This is a genomic window from Hydrogenophaga borbori, assembly GCF_003417535.1.
Taxonomy (GTDB): domain Bacteria; phylum Pseudomonadota; class Gammaproteobacteria; order Burkholderiales; family Burkholderiaceae_C; genus Hydrogenophaga; species Hydrogenophaga borbori.
In genome coordinates, this window is record NZ_QVLS01000005.1 from 117,461 (window position 1) to 133,999 (window position 16,539).

Below are 16,539 nucleotides of genomic sequence, written 5' to 3' on the forward strand. Positions count from 1 at the left end.
TCCTCACATGAGGGAGAAGTCGCGCTCGAAGCGCATCAGGTGCTGGCCGCCGTCCACCAGCAGCGTGGTGCCGGTGATGGAGCCGTTGTCCAGCGCGAAGGCCACGGCGGCGGCCACGTCGGCCGCGGTGGAGGAGCGGCCCAGCGGCGACTGGCGGTGCAGCTGCTCGAAGCGCTCGTCGCTGAGCAGGTGGCTGGTGAGCGTGAGCCCGGGTGCCACGCCCACCACCCGCACGCGCGGGGCCAGGGCCAGGGCCAGCATGGTGTTGGCCGCCTCCAGCGCCGCCTTGGACAGGGTGTAGCTGAAGAAGTCGGGGTTCATGTTCCACAGTTTCTGGTCCAGCAGGTTGACCACCGCGCCGCGCGCGTCGCGCTCGGCCAGGTGGGCGTGCAGGGCCTGGGCCAGCAGCACGGGCGCGCCGGTGTTGGCGCGCAGGTGGGCTTCCATGGTGGCGAAGTCGAAACTGCCGGCGCTGTCGTGCTCGAAGGTGGAGGCGCTGTTGACCACCGCGTCCACGGCGCCGAAGCGCGCGGCCACGGCGGGCAGCAGGGCGCGCGCGCCGGCCTCGTCCGACAGGTCGGCGAAGAAGGTGTGGGCGCTGCCGGCGCGGCCGCTCGCGGCCTCGCAGTCGGCCGCCGTCTGGCGGGCCTCGTCGAGCGAGTGGCGGTGGTGCACGGCCACGTTCCAGCCGGCGCGCGCCAGGGTGAGGGCGATCTCCCGGCCCAGGCGCCGGCCGGCGCCGGTGACCAGCGCGGTGCGGGGCGGATGAGGGGAGGGCATGGGTGACAATCGGCGCGTGAACGCCCCATTCGTGAACCAGCCCGGGAGTGTAGCCAGCGCCCTGTCGGCGCGCATCGGCACGGCCATCGACGCGGCCGGTGGCCACATCCCCTTCGAGCGCTTCATGAGCATGGCGCTGTACGAGCCGGGCTTGGGCTACTACGCCACGGCCACGCCCAAATTCGGCCATTTCCCGGCCCAGGGCAGCGATTTCGTCACCGCACCCGAGCTCACGCCGCTGTTCGCCCGCGCGCTGGCCCGCCAGGTGGCGCAGGCCCTGCAGGCCACGGGCACGCGCGAGGTGTGGGAGTTCGGCGCCGGCAGCGGGGCGTTGGCGGCCGGGCTGATCGCGGCGCTGGACGCGGCGGGCGAGCGCCTGGAGCGCTACACCATCGTCGACCTGCCGGGCGAGCTGCGCCAGCGCCAGCGCGAGCGCCTCGCGGCCTTCGGCGACTGCGTGCGCTGGGTCGAGGTGCTGCCCGAGCGCTTCGAGGGCGTGCTGGTGGGCAACGAAATCCTCGACGCCATTCCCGTGACGCCGCTGGCGCGCCTCGGCGGGGTCTGGCACGAGCGGGTGGTCGTGCGCGCCGGCGAGGGCTTTGCCTGGGCGGACCGGCCCACCGCCCTGCGCCCGCCGCTGGCGGTGCCCGGCGAGCACGACTACACCACCGAGGTGCACCCGCAGGTCGAGGCCTTCGTGCGCACCATCGCCGACCGGCTCGCGCGCGGCGCGGCCCTGTTCATCGACTACGGCTTCCCCGAGGCCGAGTACTACCACCCGCAGCGCCACATGGGCACGCTGGTGGCGCACCGCGCCCACCGCAGCGACGACGCCGTGCTCGATCACCCGGGCGAGAAGGACATCACCGCGCACGTGAACTTCACCGGCGTGGCGCTGGCGGCGCAGGACGCGGGGCTGGACGTCATCGGCTACACCAGCCAGGGGCGCTTCCTCATCAACCTGGGCCTGGTCGAACTCGCCCAGGGCGCCGACCCGCGCGAGCGCTCGCGCATGCAGATGCTGGTGCTTGAGCACGAGATGGGCGAGCTGTTCAAGGTCATCGCGCTGGCGCCGCCCGCCAGCGCCGGGGGCTGGACGCCGATCGGCTTCGCGCAGGGCGACCGCACCCACCGGCTCTGAGCATGATCCGCTGGATGATCGTCATCTTCCTGGCGCTGCTGCTCATCAGCTGGGCCACGCCGCTGCTGCGCCGCCTGGGCCTGGGTCGGCTGCCGGGCGATCTGCGTTTCCGCGCCTTTGGCCGCGACTGGTTCCTGCCTTTCGCCAGCACCGTGCTGCTGAGCTTCATCGCCAGCCTCATCGGCTACCTGGTCTGAGCCCGCGGGCTTGCAATCGGCGCGCCGGCCTTCATCTGGGGGCCATGAACGCCCCCGCCGCCCCCCTGCACCTCGTCTGCCCGCACTGTGGCACCACCAACCGGCTCGCGCCCGACGCGCTGGACCGCGCGCCGGATTGCGGCCGCTGCCACGCCCCGCTGTTCACGGGCGCGCCGGTGGCGCTGGACGAGGCCGGCCTGCGCAAGACCATCGAACGCTCCAGCCTGCCGGTGCTGGTGGACTTCTGGGCGCCCTGGTGCGGCCCCTGCCGTGCGATGGCCCCGCAGTTCGAGGCGGCGGCGCGCGAACTCGAGCCGCGCGTGCGGCTGGTGAAGCTCAACACCGAAGAGGCGCCCGGGCTGTCGGCGGCCATGAACATCCGCAGCATTCCCACGCTGGCGCTGTTCTCGGGCGGCCGCGAGATCGCGCGCCAGCCCGGCGCCATGGGCGCGGCCGACATCGTGCGTTGGGTGCGCGCCCACCTGCCCCGCTGAGTGGGCGCGGCCTATCATCGGCCGCCATGAGCCAGCGCATCCCCAGCCCCGGTGGCCGGCTGCTCGCCGACATCGGCGGCACGAACGCCCGTTTCGCCTTCCAGTCCGCGCCCGGTGAGCCCTTGAGCGATGTGCGCGTGCTGCCCGTGGCCCGCTACCCGGGTGTGCAGGACGCCCTGCGCGAGTACCTGGGTGGGCTGGGCCCGCGCCGCGTGCGCGCCGCGGCCATCGCCATCGCCAACCCGGTCACGGGCGACGCGGTGCGCATGACCAACCACGACTGGGCCTTCTCGCAGCGCGCGCTGCGGGCCGAGATGGGCTGGGAGCGGCTGCGCGTGCTCAACGACTTCACCGCCCTGGCCCTGGCGCTGCCGGTGCTGCCGGCGAGCGATCTGCGCCAACTGGGCGGCGGCGATGCCGTGCCGCGCGCCGCGCGCGCTCTGCTGGGCCCTGGCACGGGGCTGGGCGTGTCGGGTCTGCTGCCCTGCGGCGCCGACGGCTGGGTGCCGCTGGAGGGCGAGGGCGGCCACGTCACGCTGCCGGCCGCCACGCCGCGCGAGCGCTTGCTGATGGACGCGCTGGCGGCGCGCCACGGCCGGGCCTCGGCCGAGCGCGTGTGCTCGGGCGCGGGCCTGCTCGACAGCTTCCGGGTGCTCTGCGAAGCCGACGGCGTGGCCGTGCGGGGCGTGCAGCGCGCGGCCGACGTGACCGAGGCCGCGCTCCAGCACGGCCAGCCGCAGGCGCTGGAGGCGCTGAACCTGTTCTGCGCGCTGCTGGGTTCGGTGGCCGGCAACCTCGCGCTCACGCTGGGCGCGCGCGGCGGGGTGTACCTGGGTGGCGGCATCGTGCCGCGCCTGGGCGCCTGGTTCGACACCTCGCCCTTTCGCGCGCGCTTCGAGGACAAGGGCCGCTTCAACGGCTACCTGCGCGCCATTCCGGTGTGGGTGATCACCGCGCGCGAATCGCCCGCGCTGCTGGGCGCGGCGCGCGGCCTGGACGGCTTGGACTGAGCCGCGCCTTGCGCTAACCTGGGCCCTCGCCCGCCGCGCCACCAGGAGACCCCATGACCACCCCGCTCAGAACCGTGCTCGTCTTCACCCCCGAGGACCAGGCCTGGCTGCGGCGCATGCAGCTGGTGGTGCCCGACTACTGGCGCGGCCACGGCGCCGCGCCCATACCGGGCGACGTGTTCCGCGTCGGCGGCCGCCAGTTCACCATCCAGGGCCGCCTGTGGGAGCACGACCTGCAGGGCCCGATGCTGCGTGTCTTCGTGGGCTCGGCCCACGCGGAGAGCGATTCGGTGTTCGCGGGCATGTGAAGGCGGCGGCGGAGGCGCGCGACGGCGCGCGCTAGCTATCGTCCACGTCCCACTCGAACGCGCAGCGCTTGCAGCACACCGGCACCAGGCGCGCCGCGCCGTCCTCGCCGCCGCGCACCGGCCGCTCCGACAGGCTCAGCTGCCCGTAGGCGTGGCAGCGCGGGCAGTTGGCTTGGTTGGCCACTTCCTCGGCGTGCATCAGCAGGTAGGTGTAGCGCTGCAGCGCCCACAGCGTGATGCCGGCGGTGAGCACCACGAAGGCGGTGTTCATCAGCTTCTCGCCCGCGCTGGCGCCATCGAAGGCCTCGAAGCTCGCCAGCATGGCCACGGCGGCCAGCACCGCCAGGGCCATGTGCGCGTGGCTGGAGAGCAGCTCGCGCTCGTACCACTTGCGAAACCCCAGGCGCCGGATGCCTTCGGCGAGTGGTGGGTTGAGCGGGTTGCTTGAGGGCATGGCGGCCTCCGGCGGTAGGAGGAGCCATGGTGGCACCGGGTCGCCCGCGGGGCCAAGGCCGTCCGGAAATCCTGCCTGCCGCGCTCGGGCAATCGCACCACGGCGGGGCGCCGGCCCGGGGCCTCAGCGCGCGGCCGCCGCGGCGGCGGCCTCGCGCAGGCTGGCGGCGTTGGCGGCCTCGGCGTCGGCGTGCACCGTGAGGTTGGGGTAGGGCAGGCGGATGCCGCGCGCGACGAACGCGCCTTTGAGCCGGCGCAGGAACTCGCGGCGGATGCCCCACTGCTCGATGGGCAGGGTGCGGAAGCGGCAGCGGATCACCACCGAGGCGTTGTCCCAGCGCTCCACGCCCGCCACTTCCAGGTCGGCCAGGATGCGTTCGCCGAAGGCCTCGTCGGCCCGCAGCCCGGCGGCGACCTCGCGGATGACCCGGACCACGGCGTCCACGTCCTCGTGCACCGAGACGGCGATGTCGCAGACCGCCTGGCTGAAGCCGCGCGTCATGTTGATGACCGTGGTGATGGTGCCGTTGGGCACGTAGTGCACATTGCCGTCGTAGTCGCGCAGCTGCACGTAGCGCAGCGTGACCTCCTCGACCACGCCGGAGTGGCTGCCCAGCTGCACCACGTCGCCCTGGCGGATCTGGTTCTCCAGCAGCAGGAAGAAGCCGGTGAAGTAGTCTTTCACCAGGCTCTGCGCGCCAAAACCCACGGCCAGGCCGACCACGCCCGCGGCGCCGAGGATGGGCGCCACCGATACGCCCAGCTCGCCCAGCACCAGCATGCCCGCGATCAGGCTGACCACCACCACCACCAGGTAGCGGAACACGCGGCTGAGCGTCTCCGCGCGCTTGATCGCCTCGCGGTCGTCGTCGAGCCGGCCGGCCACGCGGTTGCGCAGCAGGCGGATGGCGCGCTGGGCGACGCCGACCACGACCCAGGCCAGGATCAGGATGAGCACGATGCGCAGCCCGCTGGTGGCCAGGCTGCCCAGTCCCTGCCACCAGCCGGTGGCGACGTCGATGAGGTTCTCGTTCATGGTTCTTTCTCCGGTTCTTGTGTGTCGCGCAAGGCGCGCAGGAAGTTTTCGCGCCACCAGTGCACGTCCTGCGCGCGGATGCGTTGCAGCAGCGCCGCGTGGCGCTGCTGGCGCTCGGCCAGCGGCATCTGCAGCGCGCGCTGAATGGTTTCGGCCGTGCGCGCCGTGTCGTAGGGGTTGACCTGCAGGGCCTCGCTCAATTGTTCGGCCGCGCCCGCGAAGCGCGAGAGCACGAGCACGCCGGGGTCGGCCGGGTCCTGCGCGGCCACGAATTCCTTGGCCACCAGGTTCATGCCGTCGCGCAGCGGCGTGACCAGGGCCACGGCGGCCGCGCGGTACAGGCCGGGCAGGCGCTTGCGTGCCACGTTGCGGTGGATGTAGCGCAGCGGCATCCAGTCGAGTTCGCCGTGCTCGCCGTTGATGGCGCCCGACAGGCTCTCCAGTTCGGCGCGCAGCGCGGCGTAGGCGTCCACCGATTCGCGGCTGGGCGAGGCGATTTGGATCAGCGTGGCGCTGCCCTGGTTCTCGGGGTAGTTCTGCAGCAGGGTGCGAAAGGCCTTGAGGCGCTGCGGCAGGCCCTTGGAGTAGTCCATGCGCTCCACGCCCACCAGCAGGCGGCGGCGCGCGTAGTCGCTGCGCAATTGCTCGAACATCTCGCGCGCGTCCTTGCCTTCGCCCAGGGCCTGGAACTCGTCCACGTCGATGCCGATGGGGAAGGCGCGCACCTGAAGGGTCTTGCCGAAGGCGTGCCAGCCGTGCTGGCCCACCCACTGCGCGCGCAGTTCGTCGCTGGCGTAGCGCTCGAAGTGCGTCACGTCGGTCTGGCTCTGGAAACCCACGAGGTCGTAGGCGAAGAGCGAGCGCATCAGCCAGTCGTGTTCGGGCAGCGCGGCCAGCATCAGCGGTGGCGGCAAGGGCACGTGCAGGAAGAAGCCGATGCGCTGCTCGCAGCCCATGGCGCGCAGCTCGGCCGCCAGCGGGATCAGGTGGTAGTCGTGCACCCAGATGATGTCGTCGGGCCGCAGCAGGGCCTTGAGTTTCTGCGCGAAGAGCTGGTTCACGCGCCGGTAGCCCGCGATGCCGCCGCTGTCGAAGTCGGCCAGATCGAGGCGGTAGTGCAGCACCGGCCACAGCACGCCACTGCTGTAGTTCAGGTAGTAGCTGTCGTGGTCCTCGCGGCTGAGGTCCAGGGTGACGAGCTGCACCGCGCCGGCCTGCTGGCGGTTGACCTCGCCCTGGCCGGGCGCGCCGTTCTCGGCGATGCGCCCGCTCCAGCCGAACCACAGGCCGCCGCTGGCCTCCAGTGCCTGGCCCAGGGCCACGGCCAGGCCGCCGGCCGCGGTCTTGCGCGGATCGGCGATGCGGTTGGAGACGACGACGAGGCGGCTCATACCACCGAATCCCAGTGCGCCGACAGGCGAACGGCGGCGTTGATCAGTCCCACCATCGAATAGGTCTGCGGGAAGTTGCCCCACATTTCGCCGGTGGTGGCGTGCGTGTCCTCGGACAGCAGGCCCAGCGGGTTGCGCACCGCGAGCATGGCCTCGAAGACCTCGCGCGCCTCGCGCACGCGCCCGGTGCGCGCCAGCGCGTCGATGCGCCAGAAGGTGCAGATGTTGAAGGCCACTTCGGGCTTGCCGAAGTCGTCGGCGGCCTCGTAGCGGCGCATGTAGGGGCCGTCGCACAGGTGGGCTTCCAGCGCGTGCAGCGTGGAAAGGAAGCGCGGGTCCTTGGGGTCGATGAAGCCGACCTCGGCCATCAACAGCACGCTGGCGTCCAGGTCGTGGTCGCCGAAGGCCGCGGCGAAGGCCTGGCGCTGCTCGCTCCAGGACTCGGCCAGGATGCGCTCGCGCATGGCCTGCGCGTGGCCAGCCCAATAGGCGGCGCGATCGGGCAGGTGCAGGGTGCGCGCGATCTTGGCCAGCCGGTCGCAGGCGGCCCAGTTCATCAGCGCCGAGGAGGTGTGCACGCGCGCGCGGGTGCGCAGCTCCCACATGCCGGCGTCGGGCTGGTCGAAGACGCGCCGCGCATGCTCGCCCACGGCCTCCAGCCGCTCGAACTCGGCGCGCCCCGGCGGGTGCAGCAGCCGGCGGTCGTGGAAGGCCTGCGAGGACGCGAGAACGATGTTGCCGTACACGTCGTGCTGGAAGTGTTCGTGCGCCTGGTTGCCCGCGCGCACCGGGCCCATGCCGCGGTAGCCCGGCAGGGTGTCGACGACGCGCTCCGGCAAATGGCGCTCCAGCCCCACGCCGAAGAGCGGCTGCACATGGCCGCCGCTGTCCAGGCGCGCGCTGCCCACCACCACGTCGGACAGCCAGCGCAGGTAGTCCTCCATGGTGCCGATCTCGGACAGGCTGTTGAGCGCGCGCACCACGAAGAAGGCGTCGCGCAGCCAGCAGTAGCGGTAGTCCCAGTTGCGCTGGCTGTTCGGCGCCTCGGGGATGCTGGTGGTCATGGCCGCGACGATGGCGCCGGTGTCTTCGAACAGCGAGAGCTTGAGCGTGATGGCCGCGCGGATCACCGCCTCCTGCCACTCCAGCGGCAGCGCCAGGCGCTGGCTCCAGGTGCGCCAGTAGGCGCGCGTTTCCTGTTCGAAGTGGCGCGCCACGTCGCTCACGCTGCCGGCCACGGTTTCGTCGGGGCCGAGCAGGAAGTTGTGCTCATGCACCAGCAGGAAGGGCTCGCTGGAGAGCACGTGGCTGATGGGTGCGTCGGTGTAGAGGCGCAGGGTGAGGTCCTCGCCCACGTAGCGCACGTGGTTGCTGCCCGAGGTGATGCGCGGCGCCTGAGAGCCCCAATGGAAGCGCGGCGCCAGACGCACGCGGATGCGCGGCGTGCCCTTGAGCGCGCGCACGCGCCGCACGATCTGCATGGGCCGGAAGAAGCGCCCGCGCGCGGCAAAGCGCGGCGCGAAATCGACCACCTGCAGGCCCTGGCCGTGCCGGTCCCACAGCTCGGTCACGAGCACGGCGGTGTTGGGTTCGTAGCGCTGGCGCGTCTCGGCCAGGTCCTCGATCTCGATGGCCCAGGAGCCGGACTCGCCGTCGGAGCCGCCCAGCAGCGAGCAGAACACGGGGTCGCCGTCGAAGCGTGGCAGGCAGCTCCAGACGATGCGCGCGCGCGAGTCGACCAGCGCACCGATGGTGCAATTGCCGATCACGCCCAGGTGCAGCGAGGCGGCTTCTGGCGAGGCAAATCCACTCGCTGGGGTCATGGCGAAACCTCGTACGTTTGTTGTCGCAACCAGTCGCGCAGGGCCTGGGGGCTGTCGCAGCGCAGGCGCGCCGCGCTCGGCCCCTGGCCCACCTTGATGCCGTCGCCGCCGTGCGACTGGACCACCGCGAAGCCGTCCTCGTCCGTCACGTCGTCGCCCGCGAACACCGGCCGGCGGCCGGCAAAGGGCGGCTCGCGCAGGAAGCCGGCGATGGCGGCGCCCTTGCTGGTGTGCGCGGCCTTCACCTCCACCACGGCCTTGCCCTGCAGCAGGCGCAGATCGGGGTGGTTGGCGATGGCCTGGAACAGCGCCTCCACGCAGGCCGGCCCCAGTTCGGGCGCGGCGCGGTAGTGCAGGGCCAGGGCGGTCTGCTTCACCTCCAGCAGCAGTGCCGGGTGGCGGGCGGCGAAGGCCTGCGCCGCCACCACCACGGGGCCCAGCTCGGGCGTCACGGCCAGTCGGTCGACGCCATCGGCGCCCACGCGCAGCGCGCCGTGTTCGAAGGCGCCGGGCCAGCGCTGCACCGGCAGCCAGCGCTGCAGGTCGATGCGGGCGCGGCCGGTGACCAGCGCGAGCGCGCCCCCCAGCCGCTCGTGCAGGGCATCGAGCAGGCTCGGCAAATCGGGAGGGATCCGCACCGCATCGGGTCGGCTGGCCAGTTCGGCCAGGGTGCCGTCGAAGTCCAGAAACAGTGCCGACCCATGGGTCGACAGCGTGGGCAGCGTCGTCATCAGCCCGCCACCGTACCGTGGCCCCGCCCCTGGGGCAAGCCGCGGCGGCTTTGTCCGAGCCCTTGGGTGAGAGACTGCGCCGGCGCTTGACGCGCGCGGCTTCAGTCGTTCCAGATGCCGCGTTGCAGCAAATATTGGAGGCGAGCGGTGTGTAGGCGCTCACCTATCTGCTCCCCCGTGGCGCCATCGGCCTGGGCCTGGCGCACGGCGGCGGCGCTGTCGAAGCTCAGCAGGGCCTGCAGCGCCCGGTCCAGGCGGCGGATGCTGCGCCGCACCGTGTCGCCACCGTCGGGATCCGCCAGGGCCAGGCCCTCGATCACCCGCAGCAGTTCGCGGCAGCGCTCGGGTTTGCGCAGGGCGTCGCAGCGCAGCAGGCGCCGCAGCGCCTCGGTGGCGTCCAGGGCCTCGGGCGCGGGCCAGTCGGCGCGCTCGCGCTGCGCCATCTGCGCCAGCGCCTGCAGGGCATTGGGCACGCGCCAGTGCGCGCCCAGGGCCTGCTGGGCGGCCGCGTCGAGCGGCGCCACCAGCCAGGCCCAGCGAACGGCCAGCGACGCGCCGGTGAACAGCGGGTGGCCGTCGGCCTCGCCGGGCAGCGCCGTGGGCAGCCGGCCCGCCTGCGCTCGCGCGGCCGGCGGCAACAGCCGGGGCAGGGCGCCGCAGTCGCGCAGGGTGTCGAGCAGCCGGCCGGGCCGGGCCTCCATCAGGCCGCGCGACACCTCCTGCCACACGCGCTCGGCCACCAGGTGGTCGGCCTCGCCGCGCTCGACCATGGCGCGCATCAGCGCGGCGGTTTCGGGCGCGGCGTCGAAGCCGGGCCAGCGCGCCCGAAAACGCGCCAGCCGCAGGATGCGTACCGGGTCCTCGGCGAAGGCCTCGGTGACGTGGCGCAGCGTGCGCGCGCGCAGGTCGGCCAGGCCGCCCCAGGGGTCGATCAGCGGGGCGCTGTCGGGGTGCTCGGCGTCCTGCGCCGCCACGGCCATGGCGTTGATGGTGAGGTCGCGGCGCGCCAGGTCTTGTTCGAGCGTGACGTCGGGCTCGGCGTGGAAGGCGAAGCCGTGGTAGCCGGGGGCCGTCTTGCGCTCGGTGCGCGCGAGCGCGTATTCCTCGTGGGTGCGGGGGTGCAGGAAGACGGGAAAGTCGCGCCCCACGGGCTCGTAGCCCTCGGCCACCATGGCCTGGGGCGTGGCGCCGACGACGACCCAGTCGCGGTCGGCCTGCGCGGGTGCCGGCAGCCCGAGTTCGCGCGCCATGAGCGCGTCGCGCACCGCGCCGCCCACCAGATAGATCTGCATGGGCGCGAGTGTAGGTGGCCGGTTCGGGCCGGTCCCGCGCGGGGCCCGGCCGTGGGTGTCAGCGGGCGGCCGGGCGCAGGCGGTAGGGCTCGTCGAAATCGATGAAGTCGCGCTCTTTCAGGGCGCCGTCCACCCAGGACCTTACGCCGGGCAGGGCGAGCGCGCGGTCGACGTAGGCACGTACCCCATCCGACACCGGCAGGGCGTAGGTGCGGATGCGCGTGCACACGGGCGCGAAGAAGGCGTCGGCGATGCTGAAGGCGCCGAACAGCAGGCCGTCGTCGGGCTGGGCGGCGAGCAGCTCGCCCCACATCGCCTCCAGGCGCGCGACGTCGGCGCGCAGGCCGGCCTGGTCGCGCCAGAGCAGGGCGCCGGTCTCGGGCAGCGAGGCCTCGATGTTCATGGGGCAGTGGTTGCGCAGGGCCGAGAAGCCGCTGTGCATCTCCGCGCAGACGCTGCGCGCGCGGGCGCGCTGGCGGGCGTCGGTGGGCCAGAGCGACTTGTCGGGGAAGCGTTCGGCCAGGTACTCGGCGATGGCCAGCGAGTCCCAGATGGCGAAGCCGTCGTCGACCAGTGCCGGCACCTTGCCGAGCGGGTTGACGGCCTTCACGCGCTGTTTGAAGACGGAGTCGGCTTCGAAGGAGTCGAAGCGGATGAGGACTTCCTCGAACGGGATGCCGGCCTGGCGCATGAGCACCCAGGGACGCATGGACCAGGACGAGTAATTCTTGTTGCCGATGAACAGTTGCAGGGGCATGGACGGGCTCCGTGAGAACCCCGCATGCTAGGCGCCCCCGGCGGCCGAATCGATGCGAAAAACGGGCCCGATGGATGCGGGCCCGTCATGAATGCCCGGGTGCGCTGCGCTCAGGCGTATTTTTCGAGGATGCGCGTGGAGCGCTCCACGTCGCGCATGGCCGATCCTTCACCCGCGGACTCGGAGACGGCGGTCATCAGGGAGCAGGCCATCATGCGGTAGAAGGCCTTGTCCATGGCCTTGCGCGCCGCCGACATCTGCTGGGCCACCTCTTCGCAGGAGCGCTCGGTCTGCACCATGTCGATGAGACCGCGGATCTGCCCCTCGATGCGCTTGAGCCGGTTGACCACATCGCGCTGGTTTTCGCTGCGCGGTGGGCTGGCGTGGCGGGAAGGGGGCGAAAAACCGTCGTACTGGGTCATGGTCCACCTATCAGTGAAAGGTACTCATTTGCGGAGGCGCGAGTGTGCCCCGAAACACCACCCCCGTACCGTTCGACGGACGCGATAGCGATGATGAAGCGATCAACGTCGCGCCTGCTGCCGCAAATGCAGTAGCTGGCTGCGCGGGTTGCGCTCGCCCAGGTAGGTGGGCGCGATGGCGTGCACGCTGGCGGGCGCGATGCCCAGGCTGTCCAGGCCCGGCAGCGCGCCGCTGGCGACGTTGGGCACCGACAGCGAGGCCACGTTGTCGCGGCTCATGAGCGGCTCGCCGGGCAGCAGTTCCAGCAGAGCGGCTTGCCAGCGGCCAACGGCCAGCGGCAAGGGGACCACGGGACGCGGGGTACTGCCCAGCCGGCCGGCGAGCCGCACCAGCTCGCGCAGCTCCAGCACCTCCGGCCCCGCGCACTCGATGGTGCGGCCGATGCTGGCGCGCCCCCGCTCGTCGTCGTCCAGGCAGGCCGCGACCGCCTCGGCCACGTCTTCCACCCACACCGGCTGCAGGCGCGTGTCGGCGCCGGCCAGCGGCAGCAGCGGGGAGAAGCGCTGCAGCCGCGCGAACAGGTTGAGGAAGCGGTCGCCGCGCCCGAAGATGACGCTGGGGCGCAGCAGGGTGAGGGCCAGGCCCGAGGCGCGCAGCACCTCTTCGCCGCGCGCCTTGCTGCGCTGGTACATGGAGGGGCCGTCGAGCGAGGCGCCGAGGGCGCTGAGGTGCACCAGGCGGCAGGCCGCGTCGGCCAGACAGGCCTCGGCGATGGCCAGTGGCAGCTCCACGTGCACGCGTTCGAAGGCGGCCTCGTCGCCGTGCAGGATGGCCACCAGATTGACCACCGCGTGCTGCCCCTCCATGAGGCGCAGCAGCTGGCGCGTGTCGTGCACGTCGGCCTCGACCACCGTCACGCGCGGCAGGGGAAGCACGGCGGTGGCCTTGGCCGGCTGGCGCGTGGGCACCGTGATGTGCCAGCCGCGCCGCTGCAGCTTCTCGCAGACGTGGCGGCCGACAAAGCCGGTGCCGCCGAGCACGAGGACCTTCTTCATGACGCACCTCCTGGGGCGATGGCTCCTTATGGCAACTCGGTGTTCTCCGCCGGTGCCGCCACGCTGCGCGGCCCGACGGTGCCCAGCCGCTGGCGCAGCGACTGTGGCGCGCCGCTCATGAGCGCGGCGTAGTTGACGGTGTTGGTGAGCACGCGCTGCACGTAGTCGCGCGTTTCCTCGAAGGGGATGTTCTCGGCCCAGATCTCGCCGGGCAGCACGGGGCCGTTGCGCCAGGCGCGCGCGCGGCCGGGGCCGGCGTTGTAGGCGGCCGCGGCCAGCGGCATCGAGCCCTCGAAGTCGTCGAGCGCGAACTTGAGGTAGGCGGTGCCGATCTGGATGTTGGTGTCGCGCTCGCCGATCTGCTGCGGCTGGAAGTTGGACAGGCCGATCTTGCGGGCCGTCCAGCGCGCGGTGGCCGGCATCACCTGCATCAGGCCCGAGGCACCCACCTGCGAGCGCGCCTCCACCACGAAGCGGCTCTCCTGGCGAATCAGGCCATACACGTAGGCCGGGTCCAGGCCGATGTCGCGCGTGCGGGCCACCACCTGCTCGCGGTGCGGCGTGGGAAAGCGCTGCTGCATGTCGATGGCCTCGCGGGTGCGCTGGCTGGTGTTGATGCAGCGGTCCCACAGCTGTTCTCGGCAGGCCAGGTCGGCGGCGGCGAGCAGCTCGCGGTCGCCCATGCCGCCGGGTGCGTGCAGCGCGACCTGGTAATTCCACTCGCGCACGCCTTCGCCGCGCAGGCCCAGGCGGATGGCGGTGAGCGCGCGGCGCAGGCCGGGGTTCTGTTCGGCGGCGCGGCGCTCCTCGGCCGTCAGGGGCTCGGGTGGCGTGGGTGCCACGATGGGCAGGCCCAGCGACTCCATGGCCAGCATGCCGTGGAAGTCGCGCGGCGAGGCGATGGTCTCGTAGATCTCGCGCGCCTGGGCGCGCGCCACGCTGGCGTCGGGGTCCTGCAGGGCTTCGATGGTGCGCGCGCGCCAATAGGTCCAGCCGGTTTCGCCGCGCTGCGCGGGACTCATGGCGTAGATGGCGTCGCGCACCGCGTCCCAGCGGCCCAGGCGCAGGCCGGCGCGCGCCATCCAGGCCAGGTGGTCGTCGGTCATGAAGCGCAGCTCGCCGCGCGCGAAGTAGCCCAGCGCCTCGGCCTGCAGGCGCTGCGCGCTGCGTTTGCCGATCACGCCCCAGAGCCAGCCGCGCTCCTCGGCCGTGAGCTGGGCGCGCCACTTCAGGCTGTCGAGTTCGCTGGCCGCGGCCGCCGGGTCCTGCGAAGCCAGGCGGATGATGGCCAGCGTGACCAGCTCCTTGGTGCGCGGGCGGATCGCGGTGATCTTGTCGTCGAGGTACTTCGCCGGGTTGGCCGCGACGGCGTCCACCGTGGGCACCGCCTCGGGCTGCACCAGGCCCACGGCCTGGCTGGCCGCGCGGCCGCGGCCGACTTCCATCATGAGCCGCGCGCGCTGCCAGGCCACGGCGGGTCGCAGGTGGCCGCTGGCCAGCAGGGCCTGCGCGGCGGTGGCGCAGCCGTCCTCGGCGTCGCGCTGCGCCAGCCAGAGCTCGCGCACGCGCTCGGCCGCCACCTCGGGCGGCAGCCGGCTGCCGGCGGCGTCCAGCATGACCGTGTAGCACGTGACCTGGCGGTCGTCGTTCATGCGGAACAGCGGGCGCTCGGTCTCGAAGCGCGCCCAGTCGCGCGCCTTGCCCAGCTGCAGCAGCCAGTCGTTGCGCAGCCGGTCCTCCCAGTAGGTGCCGGCCATGGCGTCGAGTGCGGCGCGGATCTCAGGCGCGGGCGCGCTGTCCAGCCGCAGGCGCATTTCCCAGTAGCGCGCCAGCGGCTCCAGCACATGGCCGCGCGCGCCGGGCAGCAGGCGCGTGAGTTCGCCGGACTGGCCGCGGCGGTAGGCTTCGCTCATGGCGAGCAGGGTCTGGTCGGACGCGGCGTTCTGCGCCCACGCCATGGAAGGCAGCAGCAGCGCCGCCATAATGAGCCGCGCCCCCTGAATGGGACGGGCCGCGAAACGCGCCATCCAGCGCTTGCGAAATCCCTGCATATCGACCTTCGTGACCACCAGCCGATTATGGACAGCAACGACGGCCAGAGTTCCCCACCGCCCGTGAACAAGACGGCCGGCGGCACGCCCGGCGAGCAGAAGGCTCAGTGGCGCAAGGCGCTGGTGGACAAGCGCCGGCGCCTCGGCGACCGCCTGTGGCGAAACGACCAGTTGCAGCGGGTGATGCGCGTGTGGCTGGTGAACCGGCCCGACAGCGTCATCGGCGCCTACTGGCCCATCAAGGGCGAGTTCGATCCGCTGCCCGCGCTGTTTCGCTGGCAGGAAGCGGGGCTCGAAGAAGACGCGCAGGGCCAGCAGCGGCACCGCCGCATCGCCCTGCCGGTGGTGAACAAGATCGACAAGACGCTGACCTTCTACACCTGGTACCCCGGCTGCCCCATGGAGGAGGACGCCTACGGCATCCCCAAGCCCAAGGACACCGAGATCGTCCATCCCACGCTGATCTTCGTGCCCTGCGTCGGGTACGGACCGGGCGGCTACCGCCTGGGCTACGGCGGCGGCTTCTACGACCGCACGCTGGCCACCTTGCGACCCCGGCCGTTCACGGTGGGGCTGGGCTACGACTTCGCCTTCCTGCCCATGCTGCGGCCCGAGCCGCATGACGTGCCGCTGGACGCCGTGCTGTGCGACACCGGCGTGGCCTGGCCGGTGAACTGAGTGGTCTCAGGGGTGCTCGGCCGTGGCGTGCGCCTCGGTGATGCGGCGCTCGTGGCGGACCAGGTAGATCCCGCTGCCCACCACGATGGCGGCACCCAGCCAGGTGTGCGCGCCCGGCAGCGTCTGCCAGATCAGCCAGTCCAGCCCCAGCCCCCAGGCGAGCGCGCTGTATTCGAAGGGCGCCACGATGGAGGCCTGGCCGTGGCGGAAGGCCTCGGTGATGGCGAGCTGGCCGCAAAACCCCGTGATGGCGAGCGCCAGCAGCAGCGGCAGGTCGGCGCGCGCGATCGGCAGCCAGTTCGGCAGCGCGAGCAGCCCCGCGCCCACGGCCATGGACAGCATCATGGTGAGGATCAGCGATTCGCTGCTGTCGCTGCGGCTGGCCAGGCGGCCCGCCACGGCGGCCACGGCGTAGCACAGCGCCGCGCCCAGGATGGCCAGCCCGCCCGCGGTGGCCAGGCCGGCCTGCAGGTCGCTGCCGCTGGGCCGCAGGGCGATGAGCACGCCACCGAAGCCCACCGCGATGGCCCACCAGTGCGCGGGCGGCACGCGCTCCTTGAGGACCGGCACCGACAGCGCGGTGATCAGCAGCGGGGCGATGAAGAACAGGGTGTAGGCGGCCGACAGCGGCAGCGTGCGCACGCCCAGCGTGAACAGCGTGAGCATGACGATGCCCAGCACGCCGCGCAGCGCGTGCAGCGGCCAGCGCGCGCGCAGCACCGTGTGCCAGGTGCCGCGCCAGGCGATGTAGGCCAGCACCAGCGGCAGCGCGGTCAGGCCGCGCAGCGCGGCGATCTGCAGCGCCGGGTAGCGCGCCGACAGGGTCTTGAGCACCGCGTCCATGAGCGCGAAGAAGCCCACGGCGATGAGCATGGCGACGATGCTGCGGAGGTTGCCGCTGTGACGAGACGCGTTCATG

The 16,539-nt window shown here is 72.4% G+C and carries 18 protein-coding genes; 6 read left to right on the top strand and 12 right to left on the bottom strand.

All coding sequences use genetic code 11. The annotated features are described in order from the left end of the window. Positions 1 to 3: 3 nt before the first annotated feature. A complete protein-coding gene (locus DY262_RS09495) occupies positions 4 to 780 on the bottom strand; it encodes an SDR family oxidoreductase (RefSeq protein ID WP_116958677.1) in 777 nt (258 codons plus the stop codon). Between DY262_RS09495 and DY262_RS09500 the strand changes: the two genes are divergently transcribed. Genes DY262_RS09500 through DY262_RS09520 form a run of 5 tightly spaced genes read left to right on the top strand, consistent with a single transcriptional unit; the run spans position 779 to position 3,930 of the window. Then, a complete protein-coding gene (locus tag DY262_RS09500; RefSeq protein WP_116958678.1) occupies positions 779 to 1,921 on the top strand; it encodes a class I SAM-dependent methyltransferase in 1,143 nt (380 codons plus the stop codon). The two genes, DY262_RS09495 and DY262_RS09500, sit on opposite strands and share 2 nt — an antisense overlap. 2 nt (positions 1,922 to 1,923) lie before the next feature. After that, positions 1,924 to 2,118 (top strand): DUF2905 family protein, encoded by a 195-nt coding sequence (locus DY262_RS09505; protein WP_070400356.1) that lies wholly within the window; start codon positions 1,924 to 1,926, stop codon positions 2,116 to 2,118. A 44-nt stretch (positions 2,119 to 2,162) separates the two neighbouring features. Continuing rightward, a complete protein-coding gene (gene trxC / locus DY262_RS09510; protein WP_116958679.1) occupies positions 2,163 to 2,612 on the top strand; it encodes a thioredoxin TrxC in 450 nt (149 codons plus the stop codon). A 26-nt stretch (positions 2,613 to 2,638) separates the two neighbouring features. Beyond that, positions 2,639 to 3,622, top strand: coding sequence for a glucokinase (glk, locus tag DY262_RS09515; protein WP_116958680.1), 984 nt, complete (start codon positions 2,639 to 2,641; stop codon positions 3,620 to 3,622). 53 nt (positions 3,623 to 3,675) lie between these two features. Further along, positions 3,676 to 3,930, top strand: coding sequence for a hypothetical protein (locus tag DY262_RS09520; protein ID WP_116958681.1), 255 nt, complete (start codon positions 3,676 to 3,678; stop codon positions 3,928 to 3,930). A 31-nt stretch (positions 3,931 to 3,961) separates the two neighbouring features. On the opposite strand, the gene DY262_RS09525 is transcribed toward DY262_RS09520, so the two are convergent. The 10 genes from DY262_RS09525 to DY262_RS09570 form a co-directional block, all read right to left on the bottom strand. Then, a complete protein-coding gene (locus tag DY262_RS09525; protein WP_116958682.1) occupies positions 3,962 to 4,384 on the bottom strand; it encodes a hypothetical protein in 423 nt (140 codons plus the stop codon). 123 nt (positions 4,385 to 4,507) lie between these two features. After that, positions 4,508 to 5,419: a mechanosensitive ion channel family protein gene (locus DY262_RS09530; RefSeq protein WP_116958683.1), complete on the bottom strand. Its 912-nt coding sequence runs from the start codon at positions 5,417 to 5,419 to the stop codon at positions 4,508 to 4,510. Continuing rightward, positions 5,416 to 6,810 (bottom strand): alpha,alpha-trehalose-phosphate synthase (UDP-forming), encoded by a 1,395-nt coding sequence (locus DY262_RS09535; protein WP_116958684.1) that lies wholly within the window; start codon positions 6,808 to 6,810, stop codon positions 5,416 to 5,418. The genes DY262_RS09530 and DY262_RS09535 overlap by 4 nt, the downstream gene beginning before the upstream one ends. After that, a complete protein-coding gene (locus DY262_RS09540) occupies positions 6,807 to 8,633 on the bottom strand; it encodes a glycoside hydrolase family 15 protein (protein ID WP_116958685.1) in 1,827 nt (608 codons plus the stop codon). Before DY262_RS09540 ends, DY262_RS09535 begins: the two co-directional genes overlap by 4 nt. Then, complete coding sequence (otsB, locus tag DY262_RS09545; protein ID WP_116958686.1) at positions 8,630 to 9,364, bottom strand: trehalose-phosphatase; 735 nt, start codon at positions 9,362 to 9,364, stop codon at positions 8,630 to 8,632. The genes DY262_RS09540 and otsB overlap by 4 nt, the downstream gene beginning before the upstream one ends. A gap of 101 nt (positions 9,365 to 9,465) precedes the next feature. Further along, positions 9,466 to 10,656, bottom strand: a complete 1,191-nt coding sequence (locus tag DY262_RS09550; protein WP_116958687.1) for a tRNA nucleotidyltransferase/poly(A) polymerase-related protein — start codon at positions 10,654 to 10,656, stop codon at positions 9,466 to 9,468. A gap of 58 nt (positions 10,657 to 10,714) precedes the next feature. Beyond that, positions 10,715 to 11,413: a glutathione S-transferase family protein gene (locus tag DY262_RS09555; RefSeq protein WP_116958688.1), complete on the bottom strand. Its 699-nt coding sequence runs from the start codon at positions 11,411 to 11,413 to the stop codon at positions 10,715 to 10,717. A gap of 110 nt (positions 11,414 to 11,523) precedes the next feature. Next, positions 11,524 to 11,835: a metal-sensitive transcriptional regulator gene (locus DY262_RS09560; protein WP_116958689.1), complete on the bottom strand. Its 312-nt coding sequence runs from the start codon at positions 11,833 to 11,835 to the stop codon at positions 11,524 to 11,526. 102 nt (positions 11,836 to 11,937) lie between these two features. Continuing rightward, positions 11,938 to 12,891 carry a complex I NDUFA9 subunit family protein gene (locus tag DY262_RS09565; protein ID WP_116958690.1) on the bottom strand — a complete coding sequence of 318 codons (954 nt, stop codon included), beginning with the start codon at positions 12,889 to 12,891 and terminating at the stop codon, positions 11,938 to 11,940. A 26-nt stretch (positions 12,892 to 12,917) separates the two neighbouring features. Further along, positions 12,918 to 14,942, bottom strand: a complete 2,025-nt coding sequence (locus DY262_RS09570) for a lytic transglycosylase domain-containing protein (protein WP_181936462.1) — start codon at positions 14,940 to 14,942, stop codon at positions 12,918 to 12,920. Between the two features lie 27 nt (positions 14,943 to 14,969). Here DY262_RS09570 and DY262_RS09575 point away from each other — a divergent pair, with 27 nt between their 5' ends. Further along, positions 14,970 to 15,620, top strand: coding sequence for a 5-formyltetrahydrofolate cyclo-ligase (locus tag DY262_RS09575; RefSeq protein ID WP_245980917.1), 651 nt, complete (start codon positions 14,970 to 14,972; stop codon positions 15,618 to 15,620). A 6-nt stretch (positions 15,621 to 15,626) separates the two neighbouring features. Here DY262_RS09575 and DY262_RS09580 read toward each other — a convergent pair whose 3' ends face one another. Next, entirely contained in the window at positions 15,627 to 16,538 is a 912-nt protein-coding gene (locus DY262_RS09580; protein ID WP_116958691.1) for a DMT family transporter, read from the bottom strand. Between the last annotated feature and the right edge of the window lies 1 nt (position 16,539).

What these genes read in the sequence shown, in the direction of transcription:
- DY262_RS09500 (WP_116958678.1), top strand. Translation starts at nt 779, where the DNA reads ATGGGTGACAATCGGCGCGTGAACGCCCCATTCGTGAACCAGCCCGGG.
- DY262_RS09495 (WP_116958677.1), bottom strand. Translation starts at nt 780, where the DNA reads ATGCCCTCCCCTCATCCGCCCCGCACCGCGCTGGTCACCGGCGCCGGC.
- DY262_RS09505 (WP_070400356.1), top strand. Translation starts at nt 1,924, where the DNA reads ATGATCCGCTGGATGATCGTCATCTTCCTGGCGCTGCTGCTCATCAGC.
- trxC (WP_116958679.1), top strand. Translation starts at nt 2,163, where the DNA reads ATGAACGCCCCCGCCGCCCCCCTGCACCTCGTCTGCCCGCACTGTGGC.
- glk (WP_116958680.1), top strand. Translation starts at nt 2,639, where the DNA reads ATGAGCCAGCGCATCCCCAGCCCCGGTGGCCGGCTGCTCGCCGACATC.
- DY262_RS09520 (WP_116958681.1), top strand. Translation starts at nt 3,676, where the DNA reads ATGACCACCCCGCTCAGAACCGTGCTCGTCTTCACCCCCGAGGACCAG.
- DY262_RS09525 (WP_116958682.1), bottom strand. Translation starts at nt 4,384, where the DNA reads ATGCCCTCAAGCAACCCGCTCAACCCACCACTCGCCGAAGGCATCCGG.
- DY262_RS09530 (WP_116958683.1), bottom strand. Translation starts at nt 5,419, where the DNA reads ATGAACGAGAACCTCATCGACGTCGCCACCGGCTGGTGGCAGGGACTG.
- DY262_RS09535 (WP_116958684.1), bottom strand. Translation starts at nt 6,810, where the DNA reads ATGAGCCGCCTCGTCGTCGTCTCCAACCGCATCGCCGATCCGCGCAAG.
- DY262_RS09540 (WP_116958685.1), bottom strand. Translation starts at nt 8,633, where the DNA reads ATGACCCCAGCGAGTGGATTTGCCTCGCCAGAAGCCGCCTCGCTGCAC.
- otsB (WP_116958686.1), bottom strand. Translation starts at nt 9,364, where the DNA reads ATGACGACGCTGCCCACGCTGTCGACCCATGGGTCGGCACTGTTTCTG.
- DY262_RS09550 (WP_116958687.1), bottom strand. Translation starts at nt 10,656, where the DNA reads ATGCAGATCTATCTGGTGGGCGGCGCGGTGCGCGACGCGCTCATGGCG.
- DY262_RS09555 (WP_116958688.1), bottom strand. Translation starts at nt 11,413, where the DNA reads ATGCCCCTGCAACTGTTCATCGGCAACAAGAATTACTCGTCCTGGTCC.
- DY262_RS09560 (WP_116958689.1), bottom strand. Translation starts at nt 11,835, where the DNA reads ATGACCCAGTACGACGGTTTTTCGCCCCCTTCCCGCCACGCCAGCCCA.
- DY262_RS09565 (WP_116958690.1), bottom strand. Translation starts at nt 12,891, where the DNA reads ATGAAGAAGGTCCTCGTGCTCGGCGGCACCGGCTTTGTCGGCCGCCAC.
- DY262_RS09570 (WP_181936462.1), bottom strand. Translation starts at nt 14,942, where the DNA reads ATGCAGGGATTTCGCAAGCGCTGGATGGCGCGTTTCGCGGCCCGTCCC.
- DY262_RS09575 (WP_245980917.1), top strand. Translation starts at nt 14,970, where the DNA reads ATGGACAGCAACGACGGCCAGAGTTCCCCACCGCCCGTGAACAAGACG.
- DY262_RS09580 (WP_116958691.1), bottom strand. Translation starts at nt 16,538, where the DNA reads ATGAACGCGTCTCGTCACAGCGGCAACCTCCGCAGCATCGTCGCCATG.